This window comes from Salinicola endophyticus (assembly GCF_040536835.1).
GTDB lineage: Bacteria > Pseudomonadota > Gammaproteobacteria > Pseudomonadales > Halomonadaceae > Salinicola > Salinicola endophyticus_A.
The window spans coordinates 330,954-351,843 of record NZ_CP159578.1 but is presented as its reverse complement, the minus strand read 5'-3'; the positions used below and the strand labels follow the sequence as shown (position 1 = coordinate 351,843).

General features: G+C 61.1%; 13 protein-coding genes, 6 tRNA genes and 3 rRNA genes. 1 reads left to right on the top strand and 21 read right to left on the bottom strand.

All coding sequences use genetic code 11. The features are described from left to right. Nucleotides 1-62 precede the first annotated feature (62 nt). The 21 genes from rpoB to ABV408_RS01520 form a co-directional block, all read right to left on the bottom strand. The gene (rpoB, locus tag ABV408_RS01620) at nt 63-4,139 is read right to left on the bottom strand and encodes a DNA-directed RNA polymerase subunit beta (RefSeq protein WP_353980793.1); all 4,077 of its coding nucleotides are present in this window, start codon (nt 4,137-4,139) and stop codon (nt 63-65) included. 261 nt (nt 4,140-4,400) lie between these two features. Further along, a complete protein-coding gene (rplL, locus tag ABV408_RS01615; RefSeq protein WP_035470351.1) occupies nt 4,401-4,772 on the bottom strand; it encodes a 50S ribosomal protein L7/L12 in 372 nt (123 codons plus the stop codon). Between the two features lie 99 nt (nt 4,773-4,871). Then, on the bottom strand, nt 4,872-5,375 hold the full coding sequence (rplJ, locus tag ABV408_RS01610) for a 50S ribosomal protein L10 (protein WP_035470349.1): 504 nt from the start codon (nt 5,373-5,375) through the stop codon (nt 4,872-4,874). A 268-nt stretch (nt 5,376-5,643) separates the two neighbouring features. Next, nucleotides 5,644-6,336 (bottom strand): 50S ribosomal protein L1, encoded by a 693-nt coding sequence (gene rplA / locus ABV408_RS01605; RefSeq protein WP_035470347.1) that lies wholly within the window; start codon nt 6,334-6,336, stop codon nt 5,644-5,646. Nucleotides 6,337-6,338: 2 nt separating this feature from the next. After that, entirely contained in the window at nt 6,339-6,770 is a 432-nt protein-coding gene (rplK, locus tag ABV408_RS01600) for a 50S ribosomal protein L11 (RefSeq protein ID WP_035470345.1), read from the bottom strand. 122 nt (nt 6,771-6,892) lie between these two features. After that, a complete protein-coding gene (nusG, locus tag ABV408_RS01595; protein ID WP_035470343.1) occupies nt 6,893-7,426 on the bottom strand; it encodes a transcription termination/antitermination protein NusG in 534 nt (177 codons plus the stop codon). A gap of 8 nt (nt 7,427-7,434) precedes the next feature. Then, nucleotides 7,435-7,803, bottom strand: coding sequence for a preprotein translocase subunit SecE (gene secE / locus ABV408_RS01590; RefSeq protein WP_353980792.1), 369 nt, complete (start codon nt 7,801-7,803; stop codon nt 7,435-7,437). Nucleotides 7,804-7,875: 72 nt separating this feature from the next. Beyond that, a tRNA-Trp gene (locus ABV408_RS01585) sits at nt 7,876-7,951 on the bottom strand. Between the two features lie 149 nt (nt 7,952-8,100). After that, nucleotides 8,101-8,175 (bottom strand) — tRNA-Thr (locus ABV408_RS01580). Between the two features lie 23 nt (nt 8,176-8,198). Then, nucleotides 8,199-8,272, bottom strand: a tRNA-Gly gene (locus ABV408_RS01575). 85 nt (nt 8,273-8,357) lie between these two features. Continuing rightward, nucleotides 8,358-8,441 (bottom strand) — tRNA-Tyr (locus ABV408_RS01570). Nucleotides 8,442-8,593: 152 nt separating this feature from the next. Then, nucleotides 8,594-9,574 carry a biotin--[acetyl-CoA-carboxylase] ligase gene (locus tag ABV408_RS01565; protein ID WP_353980791.1) on the bottom strand — a complete coding sequence of 327 codons (981 nt, stop codon included), beginning with the start codon at nt 9,572-9,574 and terminating at the stop codon, nt 8,594-8,596. 291 nt (nt 9,575-9,865) lie between these two features. After that, nucleotides 9,866-10,231, bottom strand: a complete 366-nt coding sequence (locus ABV408_RS01560; RefSeq protein ID WP_353980790.1) for a hypothetical protein — start codon at nt 10,229-10,231, stop codon at nt 9,866-9,868. Between the two features lie 451 nt (nt 10,232-10,682). After that, nucleotides 10,683-10,798: ribosomal RNA gene (gene rrf / locus ABV408_RS01555) — 5S ribosomal RNA — on the bottom strand. Between the two features lie 145 nt (nt 10,799-10,943). After that, nucleotides 10,944-13,832: ribosomal RNA gene (locus tag ABV408_RS01550) — 23S ribosomal RNA — on the bottom strand. Nucleotides 13,833-14,061: 229 nt separating this feature from the next. Beyond that, nucleotides 14,062-14,137 (bottom strand) — tRNA-Ala (locus ABV408_RS01545). A 103-nt stretch (nt 14,138-14,240) separates the two neighbouring features. Then, a tRNA-Ile gene (locus tag ABV408_RS01540) sits at nt 14,241-14,317 on the bottom strand. A gap of 69 nt (nt 14,318-14,386) precedes the next feature. Further along, nucleotides 14,387-15,926: ribosomal RNA gene (locus tag ABV408_RS01535) — 16S ribosomal RNA — on the bottom strand. Together the 16S, 23S and 5S rRNA genes with 2 tRNA genes alongside form the textbook arrangement of a ribosomal RNA operon. Before the next feature lie 621 nt (nt 15,927-16,547). After that, nucleotides 16,548-17,747, bottom strand: coding sequence for a tyrosine--tRNA ligase (gene tyrS / locus ABV408_RS01530; protein ID WP_353980789.1), 1,200 nt, complete (start codon nt 17,745-17,747; stop codon nt 16,548-16,550). 92 nt (nt 17,748-17,839) lie between these two features. After that, complete coding sequence (locus ABV408_RS01525; RefSeq protein WP_353980788.1) at nt 17,840-18,979, bottom strand: PilT/PilU family type 4a pilus ATPase; 1,140 nt, start codon at nt 18,977-18,979, stop codon at nt 17,840-17,842. A 93-nt stretch (nt 18,980-19,072) separates the two neighbouring features. Further along, complete coding sequence (locus tag ABV408_RS01520; protein ID WP_353980787.1) at nt 19,073-20,113, bottom strand: type IV pilus twitching motility protein PilT; 1,041 nt, start codon at nt 20,111-20,113, stop codon at nt 19,073-19,075. Nucleotides 20,114-20,153: 40 nt separating this feature from the next. On the opposite strand from ABV408_RS01520, the gene ABV408_RS01515 reads away from it, so the two are divergent. Further along, nucleotides 20,154-20,870 (top strand): YggS family pyridoxal phosphate-dependent enzyme, encoded by a 717-nt coding sequence (locus ABV408_RS01515; protein WP_353980786.1) that lies wholly within the window; start codon nt 20,154-20,156, stop codon nt 20,868-20,870. Nucleotides 20,871-20,890 lie beyond the last annotated feature (20 nt).

Here is a 20,890-nt window from a genome sequence, read left to right as displayed (position 1 = left end):
AGCGGGGCCGCGACTCTCTCGTCGGCCCCGCAACCCGTCGCTATCGATCGACTGTGCCGGTCTTAACTTTCCAATTCGATGTCGATACCCAGCGAGCGGATCTCCTTCACCAGCACGTTGAAGGATTCCGGCATACCGGCCTGCATGGTGTGGTCGCCGTCCACGATGCTCTTGTACATCTTGGTACGACCTTCGACGTCATCCGACTTGACGGTGAGCATCTCCTGCAGGGTGTAGGCGGCACCGTAGGCCTCGAGTGCCCACACCTCCATCTCACCGAAGCGCTGACCGCCGAACTGCGCCTTGCCGCCCAGCGGCTGCTGGGTGACCAGCGAGTAGGAGCCGGTGGAACGCGCGTGCATCTTGTCGTCGACCAGGTGGTTGAGCTTGAGCATGTACATGTAGCCCACGGTCACCGGACGGTCGAAGGACTCACCGGTACGCCCGTCGTAGAGCGTCATCTGGCCGGAGTCCGGCAGATCGGCGAGACGCAGCAGATGCTTGATCTCGTGCTCCTTGGCACCGTCGAACACCGGGGTGGCGATGGGCACGCCGCCGCGCAGGTTCTTGGCCAGGGTGATGATCTCCTCGTCGTTCAACGAGTCGATATCTTCCTGCCGCGTCTCCTGGGTGTTGTAGACCTGCTTGAGGAACTCGCGGATCTCGCCCACCTGCTGCTCGCGGGCATCACGCAGCATGCGCTCGATCTTGACCCCGAGGCCACGTGCGGCCATGCCCAGGTGGGTCTCGAGAATCTGACCCACGTTCATACGCGACGGTACGCCCAGCGGGTTGAGCACGACGTCGACCGGCTCGCCGTTGTCGTCGAACGGCATGTCCTCGATCGGCATGATCGCGGAGATGACACCCTTGTTACCGTGACGACCGGCCATCTTGTCGCCCGGCTGGATGCGACGCTTGACCGCCAGGTAGACCTTGACGATCTTGAGCACGCCCGGCGCCAGATCGTCGCCTTGGGTGAGCTTGCGCTTCTTGTCTTCGAAACGCTCGTCCATCTCCTTGCGACGGTTCTCGAGCTGTTCGTCGGCCTGGGCGAGGAGCTCGTTGAGCGCTTCGTCCTGCAGACGCAGCTTGAACCACTGCTGACGCGGCAGCTCGTCGAGATAGTCGGTGCTGAGGACATCGCCCTTCTTCAGCTTGGGCCCACCGTTGACCGCCTGACCGTCGAGGGTACGCTTGAGACGCTCGAAGGTGGCGTCCTCGGCGATCCGGTAGGTCTCCTGCAGGTCACGCCGCACTTCGTCGAGCTGCATCTGCTCGATGGAGAGGGCACGGGAGTCCTTCTCGACGCCATCGCGGGTAAACACCTGAACGTCGATGACGGTACCGCGCATGCCGGTCGGCGCGCGCAGCGAGGTGTCCTTCACGTCGGACGCCTTCTCACCGAAGATCGCGCGCAGCAGCTTCTCTTCCGGCGTCAGCTGGGTTTCGCCCTTGGGCGTCACCTTGCCGACCAGGATGTCGCCGGCGCCGACTTCGGCACCGATGTAGACCACGCCCGCTTCGTCCAGCTTGGCCAGCGCCGACTCACCGACGTTGGGGATGTCCGAGGTGATCTCCTCGGCGCCCAGCTTGGTGTCGCGGGAGACGCAGGTCAGCTCCTGGATGTGGATGGTGGTGAAGCGATCGTCCTCGACCACGCGCTCGGAGACGAGGATGGAATCCTCGAAGTTGTAGCCGTTCCACGGCATGAACGCGAGACGCATGTTCTGCCCCAGGGCCAGGTCACCCATGTCGACGGACGGACCGTCGGCGAGGATGTCGCCGCGCGCGACGATGTCGCCCGGACGCACGATCGGGCGCTGGTTCTGGCAGGTGTTCTGGTTCGAACGCACGTACTTGGTCAGGTTGTAGATGTCGACCCCGGCTTCACCGCCGATGATCTCGTCTTCGTTGATCCGGACCACGATACGCTTGGCATCCACCGAGTCGATCACGCCGCCGCGACGGGCCACGGCGCAGACGCCGGAGTCGCGCGCCACGAAGCGCTCCATCCCGGTACCCACCAGCGGCTTGTCGGCGCGCAGGGTCGGCACCGCCTGACGCTGCATGTTCGCCCCCATCAGGGCGCGGTTGGCGTCATCGTGCTCGAGGAACGGGATCAGCGCCGCCGCCACGGAGACGACCTGACGCGGCGACACGTCCATCAGGGTCACCTTGTCCGGTGCCATGAAGGTGGTCTCGCCCTTGTGACGTACCTGGACCAGGTCGTCGATCAGCTTGCCCGACTCGTCAACGGTCGCCGAGGCCTGGGCGATGATGAAGTCACCCTCCTCGATCGCCGACAGGTGCACCACCTCGTCGGTGACCTGGCTGTCCACGACCTTGCGGTACGGCGTCTCGAGGAAGCCGTAGCTGTTGGTCTTGGAGTAAGTCGCCAGCGAGTTGATCAGACCGATGTTCGGACCTTCCGGCGTCTCGATCGGACACAGGCGGCCGTAGTGCGTGGCGTGAACGTCACGCACCTCGAAGCCGGCACGCTCACGGGTCAGACCGCCCGGGCCGAGTGCGGAGACACGGCGCTTGTGGGTGACCTCGGAGAGCGGGTTGTTCTGGTCCATGAACTGGGACAGCTGCGAGGAGCCGAAAAACTCCTTGACCGCGGCCGCCACCGGCTTGGCGTTGATCAGATCCTGCGGCATCAGGCCTTCGCTCTCCGCCATGGAGAGGCGCTCCTTGACCGCACGCTCGACGCGCACCAGGCCGACGCGGAACTGGTTCTCCGCCATCTCGCCGACGCAGCGGATGCGGCGGTTGCCCAGGTGATCGATATCGTCGACTTCGCCGAAGCCGTTACGAATGTTGATCAGCTCTTTGAGGACATCGAGGATGTCCTGGTTGTCGAGCACGCCGGAGCCGGTGTCGGACTCGCGACGCAGACGACGGTTGAACTTCATCCGGCCGACGCCCGACAGGTCGTAGCGGTCTTCGGTGAAGAACAGGTTGTGGAACAGCGTCTCCGCTGCTTCCTTGGTCGGCGGCTCACCCGGACGCATCATGCGGTAGATCTCGACCAGCGACTCGAGGGCCGAGCGCGTGGTGTCGATCTTCAGCGTATCGGAGATGAACGAACCGGCATCCAGATCGTTGGTGTAGAGCGTCTCGAGCTGCGTCACGCCGCCCTGCCCCAGCTTCTCGACCAGCTCGGGGGTCAGTTCGGTGTTGCACTCGCAGATCAGCTCGCCGGTCTTGGCGTCGACCTGATCCTTGGCCAGCGTCTTGCCGAACAGGTAGTCCATCGGCACCTGCAGGCGCTCGAGCCCGGCACTCTCCATCTGACGGATGTGCTTCTGGGTGATGCGGCGACCTTCCTCGACGATGACGTTGCCGTCGTTGTCCTTGATGTCGAAGGTCGCGGTGTCACCACGCAGGCGCGACGGCACCAGCTCCACATAGATGCCATCCGGCTCGATGTGGAAGGTGCTGGTGTCGAAGAAAGTCTCGAGGATCTCCTCGGCGCTCATGCCCAGCGCGCGCAGCAGCACGGTCGCCGGCAGCTTGCGGCGACGGTCGATACGCACGAAGACGTTGTCCTTCGGGTCGAACTCGAAATCCAGCCAGGAGCCGCGGTAAGGAATGATGCGCGCGGAATAAAGCAGCTTCCCGGAGGAGTGGCTCTTGCCCTTGTCGTGATCGAAGAACACGCCCGGCGAGCGGTGGAGCTGGGAGACGATGACACGCTCGGTACCGTTGACGACGAAGGTACCGTTCTCGGTCATCAGGGGGATCTCCCCCATGTAGACTTCCTGCTCCTTGATGTCCTTGATGGCCTTGTTCGAGGACTCTTTGTCGTAGATGATCAGGCGAACCTTGACCCGCAGCGGTGCCGAATAGGTCACGCCGCGCAGCTGGCACTCCTTGACGTCGAACGCCGGGGTGCCGAAGCGGTAGCTTACGTACTCGAGCGCCGCGTTGCCCGAGAAGCTCTCGATCGGAAAGACGGACTGGAAGGCCGCGTGGAGACCGGTGTCGAGACGCTCTTCCGGCGCCCGGTCCTGCTGGAGGAAGTCGTAATAGGAATCAAGCTGGATGGCCAGCAGGTAGGGCACATCCATTACTTGAGGCAGTTTGCCGAAATCCTTGCGGATGCGTTTTTTCTCAGTGTATGAGTAAGCCATCTGTATTCCCCAGCTTGTTCACCATGGGTGACCGGTGCGTGGTCGGCGCTCCCCAACGGGGGTGACCCCGTTAGGCGCTGACGGCAAGCTGCCCGGAGGGAGCTCGCCGTCGGAATTCGTCTAGTGGCTTTAACCCTGATTCGGGGGATCCCAAGCCAGGTGGTCTAACGCCAGGCTAGCAACAACAGAAAAAGGCCGGCAGCGGGGAGGCCCGCCACCAGCCGTGGCGCTTACGCAGCGCGTGGAGCCGTGAACACAGAGTTACTTGAGCTCCACGGAGGCGCCAGCTTCTTCCAGCTTCTTCTTGGCTTCTTCGGCGTCGTCCTTGGACAGGCCTTCTTTCAGGGTAGCCGGAGCACCGTCGACGGCGCCTTTGGCTTCCTTCAGACCCAGACCGGTGATTTCGCGGACGACCTTGATGACGTTGACTTTCTTGTCACCGGCAGCGGTCAGAACCAGCGCGAACTCGGTCTGCTCTTCTTCAGCAGCGGCATCACCGCCACCAGGGCCAGCCACGACGGCTGCAGCGGCAGACACGCCGAACTTCTCTTCCATTGCAGAGACCAGTTCCGCAACTTCCATCACGGACATTTCAGCAACGGCGTTGATGATGTCTTCTTGAGTCAGTGCCATGTTACCTATTCCTAACTTTGCGGAGCGGCGGCCATGTGGCCTGCCCACTCGATGAGATTCAGTTCAACCTGGCGCAGGCGAGTCGGGAGAAGTGTCGGCTCAGGCCGCCTCTTCTTCCTTCTTCGCGCGCAGGGCTGCGAGGGTACGAACCAGCTTGCCGGCAGAAGCTTCCTTCATGACGGACATCAGCTTGGCCAGTGCTTCCTCGTAAGTCGGCAGCGTTGCCAGACGGTCGATATCGGCCGCCGGGATCATCTCGCCTTCGTAGGCCAGCGCTTTGACTTCGAACTCCTTCTGCGTCTTGCCGAACTCCTTGAACAGCCGCGCGGCAGCGCCGGGGTGCTCGTAGGAGAAGGCCAGAAGCGTCGGACCTGCGAAAGTCTCGTTCAGGCACTCCCAGGAAGTGCCTGCCAAAGCGCGGCGTGCCAGGGTGTTGCGGACAACACGAATCTGGACGCCATTCTCGCGAGCCTGTTTGCGCAGATCTGTCATTGCGCTAACGGTCACACCGCGAGAGTCGGCAACTACGACGGAAAGAGCGTCCTTAGCGGCTTCACTGACCTCGGCAACAATCGCTTTCTTGCCTTCGAGTGCTAGTGGCACAGTGGTTACTCCTTCGTGCCGGGGCGACGATGTCGCGACCCGGTGGTTACCATCTCTTCCGCTTGAACCGCGGCGGAAGTCTTGGATGATGGCTGCACACCTGAATTCGGCGAGCCACACCATCTGCGCAGGTCTCCATCCGGCGATGCCGGGTGCGGACATTAAGTCGGCCGCTGGCCGACACCTGCGGTCTTTGACGGTGCCCCGCCCCTTTCCGCCTCTCGCGAGACGGCGCACGGGGACCGCAAAGTTACTGCTCGGTGATCGATCACACGTAAGCGCTGTGATCGACGGTCAGACCCGGCCCCATGGTGCTGGAGAGGGTCAGTTTCTTGAGATAGATGCCCTTGGAGGTGCTCGGCTTCAGACGCTTGAGGTCGTTGACCAGCGCTTCCAGGTTGCCCTTGAGCGCGTCGGCGGAGAAGTCGACCTTACCGATAGAGGCATGGATGATGCCGTTCTTGTCGGTACGGAAACGCACCTGACCCGCCTTGGCGTTCTTGACCGCGGTGGCGACGTCCGGCGTCACGGTGCCGACCTTGGGGTTCGGCATCAGGCCGCGCGGGCCGAGGATCTGACCCAGCTGGCCGACCACACGCATGGCGTCCGGAGCAGCGATGACGACGTCGAAGTTCAGATTGCCCTTCTTCACGTCCTCGGCCAGGTCGTCCATGCCGACGATATCGGCACCGGCTTCCTTGGCGGCGTCGGCGGCGTTGCCCTGGGCGAACACGGCGACGCGCACGTCACGACCGGTACCGTTGGGCAGCACGGTGGCGCCACGCACGACCTGGTCGGATTTACGTGGATCGACGCCCAGATTGATGGCGACTTCCACCGCTTCCTTGAACTTGACGGTCGACAGATCGGACAGCAGGGAGACGGCTTCCTCGAGGGAGTAGACCTTGCCCGGCTCGACCTTCTCGCGAATCATCTGCGCGCGCTTGGAAAGCTTTGCCATGATCAGAGGCCCTCCACGTTGAGGCCCATGCTACGGGCGCTGCCAGCAATGGTACGAACGGCGGCGTCGAGATCGGCAGCCGTCAGATCCGGCTCCTTGGTCTTGGCGATCTCTTCGAGCTGCTCGCGGGTCACAGTGCCGACCTTGGTCTTGTTCGGCACGCCAGAACCGGATTTGATGCCTGCGGCTTTCTTCAGCAGCACGGCAGCCGGCGGCGTCTTGGTGACGAAGGTGAAGCTACGGTCGGAGTAGACCGTGATCACGACCGGCGTCGGCAGGCCCGGCTCGACATCCTGGGTTGCAGCGTTGAACGCCTTGCAGAACTCCATGATGTTGACACCGTGCTGACCCAGTGCGGGACCGACGGGCGGACTCGGATTGGCCTTGCCAGCTGCGACCTGCAGCTTGATATAGGCCTGGACTTTCTTAGCCATGTGGAACTCCTGTTGGGTATTAGCGCCTTGCGGCTCCCCGGTTTGGCCGGCGCATCACCGGCAACGACAACGCGACGCTTGAATAGCGCCGCGATGAAAAAAATGTCGACCCAGCCTTCGGCTCAGTCTTTGACCACCTGTACGAACTCGAGCTCGACCGGCGTGGAACGACCGAAGATCAGCACGCTGACCTGCAGACGGCTCTTCTCGTAGTTGACCTCTTCGACCACGCCGTTGAAGTCGGCGAACGGGCCATCGACCACACGCACGGTCTCGCCCGGCTCGAACAGCGTCTTGGGGCGCGGCTTGTCGGTGCCGTCCTGCACCCGACGCAGGATCGCCTCGGCTTCCTTCGGCGTGATCGGCGCCGGCTTCTCCGGCGTACCGCCGATGAAGCCCATGACGCGTGGCGTCTCGTTGACCAGGTGCCAGGTCTGCTCGTTCATCTCCATCTCGACCAGCACATAGCCGGGATAGAACTTGCGCTCGCTCTTGCGGCGCTTGCCGTCGCGCATCTCGACGACCTCTTCGGTCGGCACCAGGATCTCGCCGAACTGATCCTCGACCTCATACAGCTTCACGCGCTCGATGAGCGAGCGCATGACCTGCTTCTCGAACCCGGAATAAGCGTGAACGACGTACCAACGCTTGGACATGAAAACTCCTAGCCAATGATTCCGGACATCGCCCAGCCGAGGACGGTATCGATGAGCCACAGCAGCAGACCGACCACGAGCACTGCAGCGAGGACGATCAGGGTCGTCTGTACGGTTTCCTGACGAGTTGGCCAGACCACGCGCTGAATTTCGCGCTTGGAGCCCTTGGCCAGATCCATCAGCGCCTGCCCCTTGGCGGTGGTGAGCCCCACGGCAGCGGCGGCAGCACACAAGACGACGACGCCCAGGACACGATAGAGCAGCGCCTGATCGGCGAACCAGGCATTACCACCCACCGCGACGGCAAGCAGCAGCACGACAACGGCCCACTTGAGCGTGTCGTAGCGGGAGACTTGCACCTCGGCGTTGTGCTTCATGAAAACTCCTCAACTCAAGGCGCGATAACCGAACATGACAAGGTATCAAATATGAGCCAGCCTGGGGAAGACTGGCAGGCCAGGAGGGAATCGAACCCCCAACCTGCGGTTTTGGAGACCGCTGCTCTGCCAATTGAGCTACTGGCCTGTATCAAAACATCCGAGAAGCACCCGGAAATTTGGAGGGCGCTATGATAGCGAAAAAAGGAGGGCAAAAGCAACCCTTGGGATCTTTTTCTCTCGCCACCAAAAAAGCGAGCCTTCAGCTCGCCTTTCACAGCGTTCGACATCGAGCAATGGAGCTCATGGACGGATTTGAACCGTCGACCTCACCCTTACCAAGGGTGTGCTCTACCCCTGAGCTACATGAGCACTACACCACCACAACCTCGAACTGGAGCGGGTAGCGGGAATCGAACCCGCACCATCAGCTTGGAAGGCTGAGGTTCTACCATTGAACTATACCCGCCTACCCGCTCTGACTCCGATTTGCCGAAGCAGACCGGCCTTACTACCACTTCTTGCTGCCAACAGCGCAGCGATACTACTGAATCTGGTGGAGGGGGAAGGATTCGAACCTTCGAAGCTTTCGCGGCAGATTTACAGTCTGCTCCCTTTGGCCACTCGGGAACCCCTCCTAGCTGGCGACACATTCTAACCTGTCGCTTATCGATGTCAAGCCTCTGTTTTTATTCGACTAACAGAGCTGAGACTCGATCACCTTGTCCCCAAGGCGGGGCGCATTGTGTCAAAGCGATGGGGCGATTGCAAGCGCGGAACGCATTTTTTGTCAGCGCCCGGGGCGAATGCTGATCTCGCCCCCCATCAGCGTCAGATCGCCCTCCGCCGTGGTCACGACCAGATTGCCGCTGGCATCCACCGCCTTGGCCGTCGCGGGATACGTCTCCCGCGCCTGAATGACCTTGATCGGCTGCCCGGCAAAGGCGTGGCGCTGGTTCCAGCCCGCCTGCCAGGCCGCGAAACCGCGCTGCTCGAACTGTGGCAACAGCATCAGCAGCGCATCGATGATGGCGGCAGCGAGATGATTGCGCGAGGGTGCCGGCAGCCTGTCGGCCAGCGCACCGGCCGGCTGACCGGCGGCCTCGCGCCCGGCGGCGCTCAGTGACACGTTGAGGCCAATCCCGATCACCACCTCGCACGGCCCCTCCACGTCACCGGTCACCTCGAGCAGAATGCCGGCGAGCTTGCGCCACTCTCCGTCGACCGCAATCAGGATGTCGTTGGGCCACTTCAGGGCGATCTCCGCCCCTGCCGCTTCGAGCACCTCTGCCACAGCCACACCGACCGCCAGGCTCAGCCCCTCGAGTGCCCCCACGCCGGCATCGAAACGCCAGCCCAGGGACAGGATCAGGCTACGCCCCCAGCTGGTGCTCCACGCCTTGCCACGCCGTCCCCGCCCCGCCGTCTGACTCTCGGCGAGACACACCTCGCCATGCCCGGCGCCCTGCCGGAAGCGCTCACGCAGGTAAGTATTGGTGGAGTCGAGCACGTCCTCGACGAACAGTCGCTTGAGATGACGCCGCGGCTCGGCGCTCAGCTGCGCGACGATCGACTTGCCGTCCAGCGACTCGATAGCATCGACCAGCCGATAGCCACGCCCCTTGACCGCCTCCAGAGGCAGATCCATCGTCTCCAGCTTCTTCAGCTGCTTCCAGACCGCGGTGCGCGAGACGCCCAAGCGCTCGCCCAGCTGCTGTCCCGAGTGGAAATCACCATCCCCCAGCAGGCGTATCAGTTCACCGATGCTCATACCGATCGTCCAGCGTAAAAGAGAGCATTCTAACGAAATCGCTCGCCCACCGTTAACGGACCTTGCTGCCGCAGTCCGCCCACCGCCACCCGCCCCACCGATCCCTTACACACAAAAAGCCCCGGCGCGGGGGCGGGCCGGGGAAGTGGAGGTGTGGGGTCTGGCGCTCGCGGCTCCGGATGTTTTGAGAGAAGCGCCTCCTGAGAGAAGCGTCTCTGTCCGTGGCGCCTTGTTTACGATATGTCTGCTGGGAAAGGCACGAGCGCGACTCGTGCCGGGGCTCAGCGGTCCTCAGTCGAGGCTGGCGAAGCTCACCTCGACGCTGCCCTGATGGCCAGCGTTGACGTTCTGCAGCGCCTGGGCGGCGGCGACACTCTGCCCCTGGCCGACCAGGTCGGCGTCACCGGCGCGCAGATGGGTGCCGCGCTGGGTCTGCTCGGCGACCTGAACCAGGGCCTGATTGGCAGCGGTGCTGTGACCACCGCTGACCGTATCGACGCTGTAGCGGGTCGGCAGCGCCTGATAGTCGCTGACCACCTGGGTATTCAGCGGCTGGTGCAGCGAGGCGAAGGCAGCTTTCTCAGCGGCGCTGTTGGCCTGGGCCACGGCCGGCAGGGCGACGATCAGAGCGATAGCGGTAAGAAGACGAGTTTTCATGGTGAACCTCCAATGACTGTCGGGTCTATCGATTCGAGGGTTGGGTCTTGGCCTCAACCGTTGATGACAGTATGGGGGCGTCACTGTTAGCGGGCTAATCGAATGCGCCGAAGGCGACTATCACGTGCATCGATGTATCAACGTCTCGATGCGTCATGCCAGACGAGGCAGAGACGGAGCACAGGCAGGACACCGGCCAACTATCCACAGGCGGTCACTGCGGGCTCTCGATAAAGGGGGTGGGGATAAGTTAAGAGCAGCGGGCCTGGGCCGCGTAGCGGGGAAAGGTTTCGAAGGATTCAGGTCCCAGAAACGAGTGAACCCCAGTCTCTATCGAGACTGGGGTTCGGTATCGATGCCTGATTAGGACCCGGGCGGCGCTCCGCTACTCTCCAGGGAGAGACCCCAAAACGAATGAACCCCCGGCATGAGCCGGGGGTTCGGTATAGGTGCCTGACGATGACCTACTCTCACATGGGGAGACCCCACACTACCATCGGCGCTAAGCGGTTTCACTTCTGAGTTCGGCATGGAATCAGGTGGTTCCCACTCGCTATGGTCGTCAGGCAAAACTGACGTCGACATGAACCATGTGACGCGCTTTCACGCACCGGCTTCACATCGACCAATCTGGATCATGCTGATGATACGTCTCTTGCCTATCCGGCCATTGTCGCGATGTGATCGCCCGACCCAGACCCCTTGGGGTTATATGGTCAAGCCTCACGGGGCATTAGTACACGTTAGCTCAACGCCTTGCAGCGCTTCCACACCGTGCCTATCAACCAGCTCGTCTTGCTGGACCCTTTAGGAGACTCGAAGTCTCAGGGAGATCTCATCTTGAAGGGGGCTTCCCGCTTAGATGCCTTCAGCGGTTATCCCGTCCGCACATAGCTACCCGGCAGTGCCACTGGCGTGACAACCGGAACACCAGAGGTGCGTCCACTCCGGTCCTCTCGTACTAGGAGCAGCGCTTCTCAAATCTCCAACGCCCACGGCAGATAGGGACCGAACTGTCTCACGACGTTCTAAACCCAGCTCGCGTACCACTTTAAATGGCGAACAGCCATACCCTTGGGACCGACTTCAGCCCCAGGATGTGATGAGCCGACATCGAGGTGCCAAACACCGCCGTCGATGTGAACTCTTGGGCGGTATCAGCCTGTTATCCCCGGAGTACCTTTTATCCGTTGAGCGATGGCCCTTCCATACAGAACCACCGGATCACTAGAACCTACTTTCGTACCTGCTCGACGTGTCTGTCTCGCAGTTAAGCACCCTTATGCTCTTGCACTCAATGCACGATTTCCAACCGTGCTGAGGGTACCTTCGTGCTCCTCCGTTACTCTTTCGGAGGAGACCGCCCCAGTCAAACTACCCACCACACACTGTCCTTACACCGGATCACGGTGCGAAGTTAGAACGCCAATGATGCCAGGCTGGTATTTCAAGGTTGGCTCCACCGCAACTGGCGTCACGGTTTCCAAGCCTCCCAGCTATCCTACACAAGCAACATCAGCGTCCAGTGTGAAGCTATAGTAAAGGTTCACGGGGTCTTTCCGTCTAGCCGCGGGTACACAGCATCTTCACTGCGATTTCAATTTCACTGAGTCTCGGGTGGAGACAGCGTGGCCATCATTACGCCATTCGTGCAGGTCGGAACTTACCCGACAAGGAATTTCGCTACCTTAGGACCGTTATAGTTACGGCCGCCGTTTACCGGGGCTTCGATCAGGAGCTTCGCTTGCGCTAACACCATCAATTAACCTTCCGGCACCGGGCAGGCGTCACACCCTATACGTCCGCTTACGCGTTAGCAGAGTGCTGTGTTTTTAATAAACAGTTGCAGCCACCTGGTATCTTCGACCGGTTCGCGCTAGGAGAGCGAGTCTCTTCACGCTACGCCGGCGCACCTTCTCCCGAAGTTACGGTGCCATTTTGCCTAGTTCCTTCACCCGAGTTCTCTCAAGCGCCTTGGGATTCTCACCCTGACCACCTGTGTCGGTTTGGGGTACGGTCGCATGTGATCTGAAGCTTAGAGGCTTTTCCTGGAAGCGTGGCATCGATGACTTCCGGACCGTAGTCCGTTCGTCTCGTCTCTCGGCCTTGAGAGCCCGGATTTGCCTAAGCTCTCAGCCTACTGACTTTCACCAGGACAACCAACGCCTGGCTCACCTAGCCTTCTTCGTCCCCCCATCGCAATCACATCCGGTACGGGAATATTGACCCGTTTCCCATCGACTACGCTTTTCAGCCTCGCCTTAGGGGCCGACTCACTCTGCTCCGATTGACGTAGAACAGAAACCCTTGGTCTTCCGGCGGGGGAGGTTTTCACTCCCCTTGTCGTTACTCATGTCAGCATTCGCACTCGTGATACCTCCAGCATGCTTCTCAACACACCTTCGCAGGCTTACACGACGCTCCTCTACCGCTCATCCTGAGGATGAACCCGTAGCTTCGGCATCTGGTTTGAGCCCCGTTACATCTTCCGCGCAGGCCGACTCGACTAGTGAGCTATTACGCTTTCTTTAAAGGATGGCTGCTTCTAAGCCAACCTCCTAGCTGTCTATGCCTTCCCACATCGTTTCCCACTTAACCAGAATTTGGGGGCCTTAGCTGACGGTCTGGGTTGTTTCCCTTTTCACGACGGACGTTAGCACCCGCCGTGTGTCTCCCACGCTCTACTCACCGGTATTCGGAGTTTGCCTCGGGTTGGTAACCCGGGATGGGCCCCTAGCCGAAACAGTGCTCTACCCCCGGCGGTAATACGTGAGGCGCTACCTAAATAGCTTTCGAGGAGAACCAGCTATCTCCGAGCTTGATTAGCCTTTCACTCCGATCCACAGCTCATCCGAATCTTTTTCAACAGATCCCGGTTCGGGCCTCCAGTCAGTGTTACCTGACCTTCACCCTGGCCATGGATAGATCGCCCGGTTTCGGGTCTATATCCAGCGACTGGTCGCCCAGTTAAGACTCGATTTCTCTACGCCTCCCCTATACGGTTAAGCTCGCCACTGAATATAAGTCGCTGACCCATTATACAAAAGGTACGCGGTCACAGAACGTGTCTGCTCCCACTGCTTGTACGCACACGGTTTCAGGATCTATTTCACTCCCCTCTCCGGGGTTCTTTTCGCCTTTCCCTCACGGTACTGGTTCACTATCGGTCAGCCAGGAGTATTTAGCCTTGGAGGATGGTCCCCCCATGTTCAGTCAAGGTTTCACGTGCCCCGACCTACTCGATTTCACAGGATCAGGTTTTCGACTACGGGGCTATCACCCGCTATGGCCGGACTTTCCAGACCGTTCGTCTAACCAGTCACCTGCTTAAGGGCTACTCCCCGTTCGCTCGCCGCTACTGGGGGAATCTCGGTTGATTTCTTTTCCTCGGGGTACTTAGATGTTTCAGTTCCCCCGGTTCGCTTCCCAACACCTATGGATTCAGTGTGGGATACCCAGCTTATGCTGGGTGGGTTTCCCCATTCGGACATGCCCGGGTCACAGGTTGTTTGCCACCTCACCGAGCCTTTTCGCAGGCTACAACGTCCTTCATCGCCTCTGGCTGCCAAGGCATCCACCGTGTGCGCTTAATCGCTTGACCATATAACCCGAAGGAGTCTGGTCGCGCGATCACAACGACAATTGCCGGATACGCTTGAGACGTATCACTTTTCGTTCCTCTCTTGCGAGAAGAACTGTCAGCATGATCCACATTGTTAAAGAGCGTTTAGAGCAGAAGCTCTAAGCGATCGACTCGGTCGCAGTGTTAGCGACGAAGCGGATGGCTTAGAACTTGGTGACTGTGTGGCGTGTGCCAACGGGGAAAGATTTGGTGGAGCCAAGCGGGATCGAACCGCTGACCTCCTGCGTGCAAGGCAGGCGCTCTCCCAGCTGAGCTATGGCCCCAGATAATCCAGCTATCTGGATAATTTTCGTCATGACAAGGCGTTTCACGGTGACGCATAGCCTGCTATGCGAGCCGGGAAACAACGCGGTCATGGCGTAAATTTGGTGGGTCTGGGCCGATTTGAACGGCCGACCTCACCCTTATCAGGGGTGCGCTCTAACCAACTGAGCTACAGACCCAAACAGTCATTGCTCTTGGTCGATCAGGTAATTGATTGTGAGCGCTTATCTCGCGATCCGCTAATCGTTTAAGGAGGTGATCCAGCCGCAGGTTCCCCTACGGCTACCTTGTTACGACTTCACCCCAGTCATGAACCACACCGTGGTGATCGCTCCCCCGAAGGTTAAGCTAACCACTTCTGGTGCAGTCCACTCCCATGGTGTGACGGGCGGTGTGTACAAGGCCCGGGAACGTATTCACCGTGACATTCTGATTCACGATTACTAGCGATTCCGACTTCACGGAGTCGAGTTGCAGACTCCGATCCGGACTGAGGCCGGCTTTCTGGGATTCGCTCCACCTCGCGGTCTCGCAACCCTTTGTACCGGCCATTGTAGCACGTGTGTAGCCCTACCCGTAAGGGCCATGATGACTTGACGTCGTCCCCACCTTCCTCCGGTTTGTCACCGGCAGTCTCCCTAGAGTTCCCGACCGAATCGCTGGCAAATAGGGACAAGGGTTGCGCTCGTTACGGGACTTAACCCAACATTTCACAACACGAGCTGACGACAGCCATGCAGCACCTGTCTCAGAGTTCCCGAAGGCACCAAGGCATCTCTGCCAAGTTCTCTGGATGTCAAGGGTAGGTAAGGTTCTTCGCGTTGCATCGAATTAAACCACATGCTCCACCGCTTGTGCGGGCCCCCGTCAATTCATTTGAGTTTTAACCTTGCGGCCGTACTCCCCAGGCGGTCGACTTATCGCGTTAACTGCGCCACTAAGTCCTTAAAGGTCCCAACGGCTAGTCGACATCGTTTACGGCGTGGACTACCAGGGTATCTAATCCTGTTTGCTACCCACGCTTTCGCACCTCAGTGTCAGTGTCAGGCCAGAAGGCCGCCTTCGCCACTGGTATTCCTCCCGATCTCTACGCATTTCACCGCTACACCGGGAATTCTACCTTCCTCTCCTGCACTCTAGTCTGGCCGTTCCGGATGCCGTTCCCAGGTTGAGCCCGGGGCTTTCACAACCGGCGTGCCAAACCACCTACGCGCGCTTTACGCCCAGTAATTCCGATTAACGCTCGCACCCTCCGTATTACCGCGGCTGCTGGCACGGAGTTAGCCGGTGCTTCTTCTGCGAGTGATGTCCTTCTTGACGGGTATTAGCCGTCAAGCCTTCTTCCTCGCTGAAAGTGCTTTACAACCCGAGGGCCTTCTTCACACACGCGGCATGGCTGGATCAGGCTTGCGCCCATTGTCCAATATTCCCCACTGCTGCCTCCCGTAGGAGTCTGGGCCGTGTCTCAGTCCCAGTGTGGCTGATCATCCTCTCAGACCAGCTACGGATCGTCGCCTTGGTGAGCCATTACCTCACCAACCAGCTAATCCGACATAGGCTCATCCGATAGCGCAAGGTCCGAAGAGCCCCTGCTTTCTCCCGTAGGACGTATGCGGTATTAGCCTGGGTTTCCCCAGGTTATCCCCCACTACCGGGCAGATTCCTATGCATTACTCACCCGTCCGCCGCTCGCCACCAGGGAGCAAGCTCCCCGTGCTGCCGCTCGACTTGCATGTGTTAGGCCTGCCGCCAGCGTTCAATCTGAGCCATGATCAAACTCTTCAGTTAAAAGTCTGATAGTCCTTACCTCTTCTCTGCCCGAAGACAGAAGAAGCGAAGCGGACCAAACTTGGTTCAAGGTCAAACGAATCTTAGACGAGTCGCTTGCCTTGATATGCTGTGACTGGCGTCACGCAAGACAAGCGCCCACATCAATTACCTGATCGATTGTTAAAGAGCGTCCTTACTTGAAGTCTCGTCTCACGCAGAGTGTCGAGCCTTCTGCCGTGACCCGAAAGTGACTCAAGTGCTTGTCAGCGCTTGCTTTCTGGGTCGCCGTAAGGAGAGGCGTATTTTAAGGATCTTGGCGAAGATGTCAACGTCTTTCTTGTCGACCCTTGCCCGGTTCACGTTGCCGCCTGAGAACCGATCCTGGAAAAGCGAGGCGCGTATTCTGCTACCTCCGCGGCTAAGTGTCAATCGATTTTTTTCAATCTTTTCAACAGCTTAGCTAGCTTTTCCACCAACCCCGAGAACCTGTCTCGGCGTCAGCGGATGCGTACTTTACGGATCTACCCCGGACTTGGCAAGGGGGAATGTCGAAAAAGTTGACCGAGCGGTCCAGCACGCTCCTCCCGAAACGCATAACGCCCGCGCAGGGCGGGCGTTATCGGGATTCAGCGAAGACGCTCAGCCGAGCGTGACGCGGGCGTAGCGCTTCTTGCCGGCCTGAATGATGTAACTCTTGCCGGTGGCCAGCAGGGCACTCGGCGCAACCACCTCGCCATCGACCTTCACCCGACCGTTCTTGAGCATATCCTTGGCCTGGGCGCTGTTGGTGGCCAGGTCGGCGCGGTTGAGCACGGCGGCGATCGGGGCCTCGGCTACGCCGTCGAAGCTCACCTCGACCTCGGGCAGGTCTTCGGGCAGCTCGCCGTCCGCCAGCTGGTTGCCGGCGGACCGGTGGGCATTGGCCGCTGCCTCGTCGCCGTGGTAGCGCGCGATCAGTTCACGCGCCAGGGTCATCTTGATGTCGCGCGGATTGGCCCCCTGCTCGATGTCGCGGCGAATCGCCTCGATCTCGTCGTTGGACTTCAGCGACAGCAGTTCGAAGTAGCGCCACATCAGGCTGTCGGGCATCGACACCAGCTTGTTGAACATCACCCCGGGTGCGTCGTCCACGCCGACATAGTTGTTGAGCGACTTGGACATCTTGTTGACGCCATCCAGCCCTTCGAGCAGCGGCATGGTGATGACCACCTGCGGCTCGCGACCGAAGTGCTTCTGGATCTCGCGTCCCATCAGCAGATTGAACTTCTGATCGGTGCCGCCGAGCTCGACGTCCGCCTCGAGAGCGACCGAATCGTAGCCCTGGACCAGAGGATAGAGAAACTCGTGGATCGAGATCGACTGCCCTGCGCGGTAGCGCTTCTCGAAGTCGTCGCGCTCGAGCATGCGCGCCACGGTGCTCTGGGCGGCGAGTTCGATCATGTCCGCCGCCGACATCTGGCCGAACCACTCGGCGTTGAAGCGCACCTCGGTCTTGGCCGGATCGAGGATCTTGAACACCTGCTCACGGTAGGTCTGAGCGTTGGCCTTGACCTCCTCTTCGGTGAGCGGCTTGCGGGTGACGTTCTTGCCGGTGGGGTCGCCGATACGTCCGGTGAAGTCACCGATGAGGAAGATCACTTCATGACCCAGGTCCTGGAACTGGCGCATCTTGGTCAGCAGCACGCTGTGCCCCAGGTGCAGGTCGGGTGCCGTGGGGTCGAATCCGGCCTTGATACGCAGCTTGCGGCCCGACTCAAGCTTCTTGACCAGCTCCTCCTCGACCAGGATTTCCTGCGTGCCCCGCTTGATCAGTGCCAGCGCCTCGGCGACCTCGCTCATCGTATCCGTCTCCACTCCAAACGCTATCGGTCTTGAAAGGCGGCAATAGTAGCATGACTCCTAGGCGCCGTTGAGCCGCGGCCGGCGGTGGTTCAGTCGTCATCGGCCAGAGTGAACTGGCCTTCTCCAGCCTCGCCGCCGACCTCACCCGATGCGCCGGCCTCGCCATACTTGATCAGCATGCGCAGATCGTTGGCGGAGTCGGCGTGCGACAGCGCAACGTGCTCGCCGATCAGGCCCTGGCTATAGAGAGCGTAGAGCGACTGGTCGAAGGTCTGCATGCCCAGCTCCCGCGAGCGCCGAATCAGCGGCTTGAGTTCACTGATCTCGCCACGCCGGATCAGCTCACTGATCAGCGGCGACTGCAGCATCACTTCGGTGGCCAGACAGCGCCCCTCGCCATCGCGCCGCGGCAGCAGCTGCTGGGCCACGACCGCGCGCAGGTTGAGCGACAGATCCATCCATATCTGGTCATGGCGCTCGGCCGGGAACAGATTGAGGATCCGCTCCACCGCCTGGTCGGCATTGTTGGCGTGGAGCGTGGCGAGACACAGATGCCCGGTCTCGGCGAAGGCGAGCGCCAGCTCCATGGTGTCGCGGCTGCGGATCTCACCGATCACGATCACGTCCGGCGCCTGACGCAGCGCATTCCTGAGTCCGATCTCGTAGGACTCGGTGTCGATGCCCACCTCGCGCTGATTGATAATCCCGCGCTGATGCGGATGCATGTACTCGATCGGGTCTTCGATGCAGATGATATGTCCGCCGCTGGTGCGGTTGCGGTGCTGGATCATCGACGCCAGGGTGGTCGACTTGCCGCTGCCGGTTCCCCCGACCACCAGTACCAAACCGCGTCGGATGGTCGGCAGCGAGGCCACCGCCTCGGGTAGCCCCAGACTCTCGAGTGCCGGGATGTCATAGGCGATGCGGCGCACCACCATCGCCTGCTGGCTGCGCTGGAAGAAGGCGCTGACCCGGAACCGCCCCTTGCCGCTCAGGCTGAGCGCAAAGTTGGCCTCGCGCTCGCGCTCGAAATCCTCGCGCCCTCCCTGGGGCAGCGTGGTCGCCACCAGCTCACGCACCTGTTCGGGTCGCAGCGGCACATCACCCAGCGCGACCAGCTTGCCGTCGAGCTTGAGACAAGGCGGCGCGCCGGTGGAAATCAGCAGGTCAGAGGCCTGCTTGGCAATCATGATATCGAGAAGCTGTTCAAACCATTGGTGCGGCGTCATGACGAGTCCTGAACGAAAAAACGGCTGCGACAGGCCCGGGGCCCCGTCGCGCTCGGCCCGCTCACCGGGCAGCGATAGCGGTGACCTACGGCATTAGCCCTCGAATCCCCCTCGGGATTTGGCCTGTGCCTCCTGACGCGACACCACGCCATCGGCGATCAGTCGGGCGAGCGCCGTATCCAGGGTCTGCATGCCCAGATTGCCGCCGGTCTGCATCGCCGAGTACATCTGTGCCACCTTGCCTTCGCGGATCAGATTGCGGATCGCCGAGTTGGCGACGAGGATCTCGTGCGCCGCGACACGCCCCCCACCCTCACCTGCACGCTTGAGCAGCGTCTGCGAGATCACGCCCTGCAGTGACTCAGACAGCATCGACCGCACCATACCCTTCTCCTCTCCGGGGAAGACATCGATGATGCGATCGATGGTCTTGGCCGCCGAGGTCGTGTGCAGGGTGGCGAAGACCAGATGCCCGGTCTCGGCGGCGGTCAGCGCCAGACGCACCGTCTCCAGGTCACGCAGCTCTCCGACCAGGATCACATCGGGGTCCTCGCGCAGCGCCGAGCGTAGCGCTGGCGCGAAACCCTTGGTGTCACGATGCACCTCACGCTGGTTGATCAGACAGCGCTTGCTCTGGTGGACGAACTCGATCGGGTCCTCGATGGTGAGAATATGCTCCTGGCGGTGACTGTTGATGTAGTCGATCATCGCCGCCAGCGTGGTGCTCTTGCCCGAACCGGTCGGGCCGGTGACCAGCACCAGGCCCCGCGGCAGCATCGCCAGGCGGCGGAACACCTCGCCCAGATCGAGCTCCTCGAGCGAGCGCACGAGGCTGGGAATGACTCGGAACACCGCGCCGGCACCGCGCCCCTGGGTGAAGACATTGACCCGGAAGCGAGCGACCCCGTTCACCTCGAACGAGAAATCGGCTTCCAGATCGGCCTCGAAGTCGCGCCGCTGACGATCGTTCATCACATCGTAGATAAGCCGCCGAACCTGGCTATCGTCGAGCGCTGGCACATTGAGGCGCCGCATGTCGCCATCGACGCGAATCATCGGCGGCAGACCCGCCGAGAGGTGCAGGTCCGAGGCGTCTTGCTTTGCCGAGAACGCCAGCAGTTCGGTAATATCCATGGGCTTTTATACGATCCCCTGCATAAGGTCGCTGTCTAGTATGCCAGAAGCGTCGGTGCCCCAGTCCCTTCACGCGGCCAACCAGCGTCTGCAGACCGCCCTGCAGGCCGCAGGACGCCCCGCGCAGGCGGCCCGTATCCTGGCCGTCAGCAAGACCAAGCCTGCTGTCATGCTGCGTCAGGCATATGACGCCGGTCAACGCGCGTTCGGCGAGAACTACCTGCAGGAGGCGCTGGAGAAGCAGGCCCAACTGGCCGCGCTCGACGATATCGAGTGGCATTTCATCGGCGCCCTGCAGTCGAACAAGACCCGTGACGTCGCCGAGCACTTCGCCTGGGTCCACAGCGTCGAGCGCGAGAAGATCGCGCGCCGGCTGTCGGACCAGCGCCCGCCGACGCTCGCCCCGCTCAATGTCTGTCTGCAGCTCAATGTCAGCGGCGAGGCGAGCAAGGCCGGCGTCGACGTCGAGGCGCTGCCGGCCCTGGCCGAGGCGCTGCTGGCGCTGCCCAATCTGCGCCTGCGTGGATTGATGGCGCTGCCGGCGCCGAGCGACGACCCGGCCCGTCAGCGCGAGGCCTTCCGCGCCGTGCGCGAGGCCTTCGAGGCGCTGCGCAGCCGCTTCCCCGAGGCGCCGCTGGACACCCTGTCGATGGGCATGAGCGGTGACCTCGAGGCTGCCGTCGCCGAAGGCGCCACGCTGGTACGCCTGGGTACCGCCCTCTTCGGCAGCCGCCCTCCCGCCGGCGCCCGGCCGTGAGGCCACCCTTTTCTTCGCTG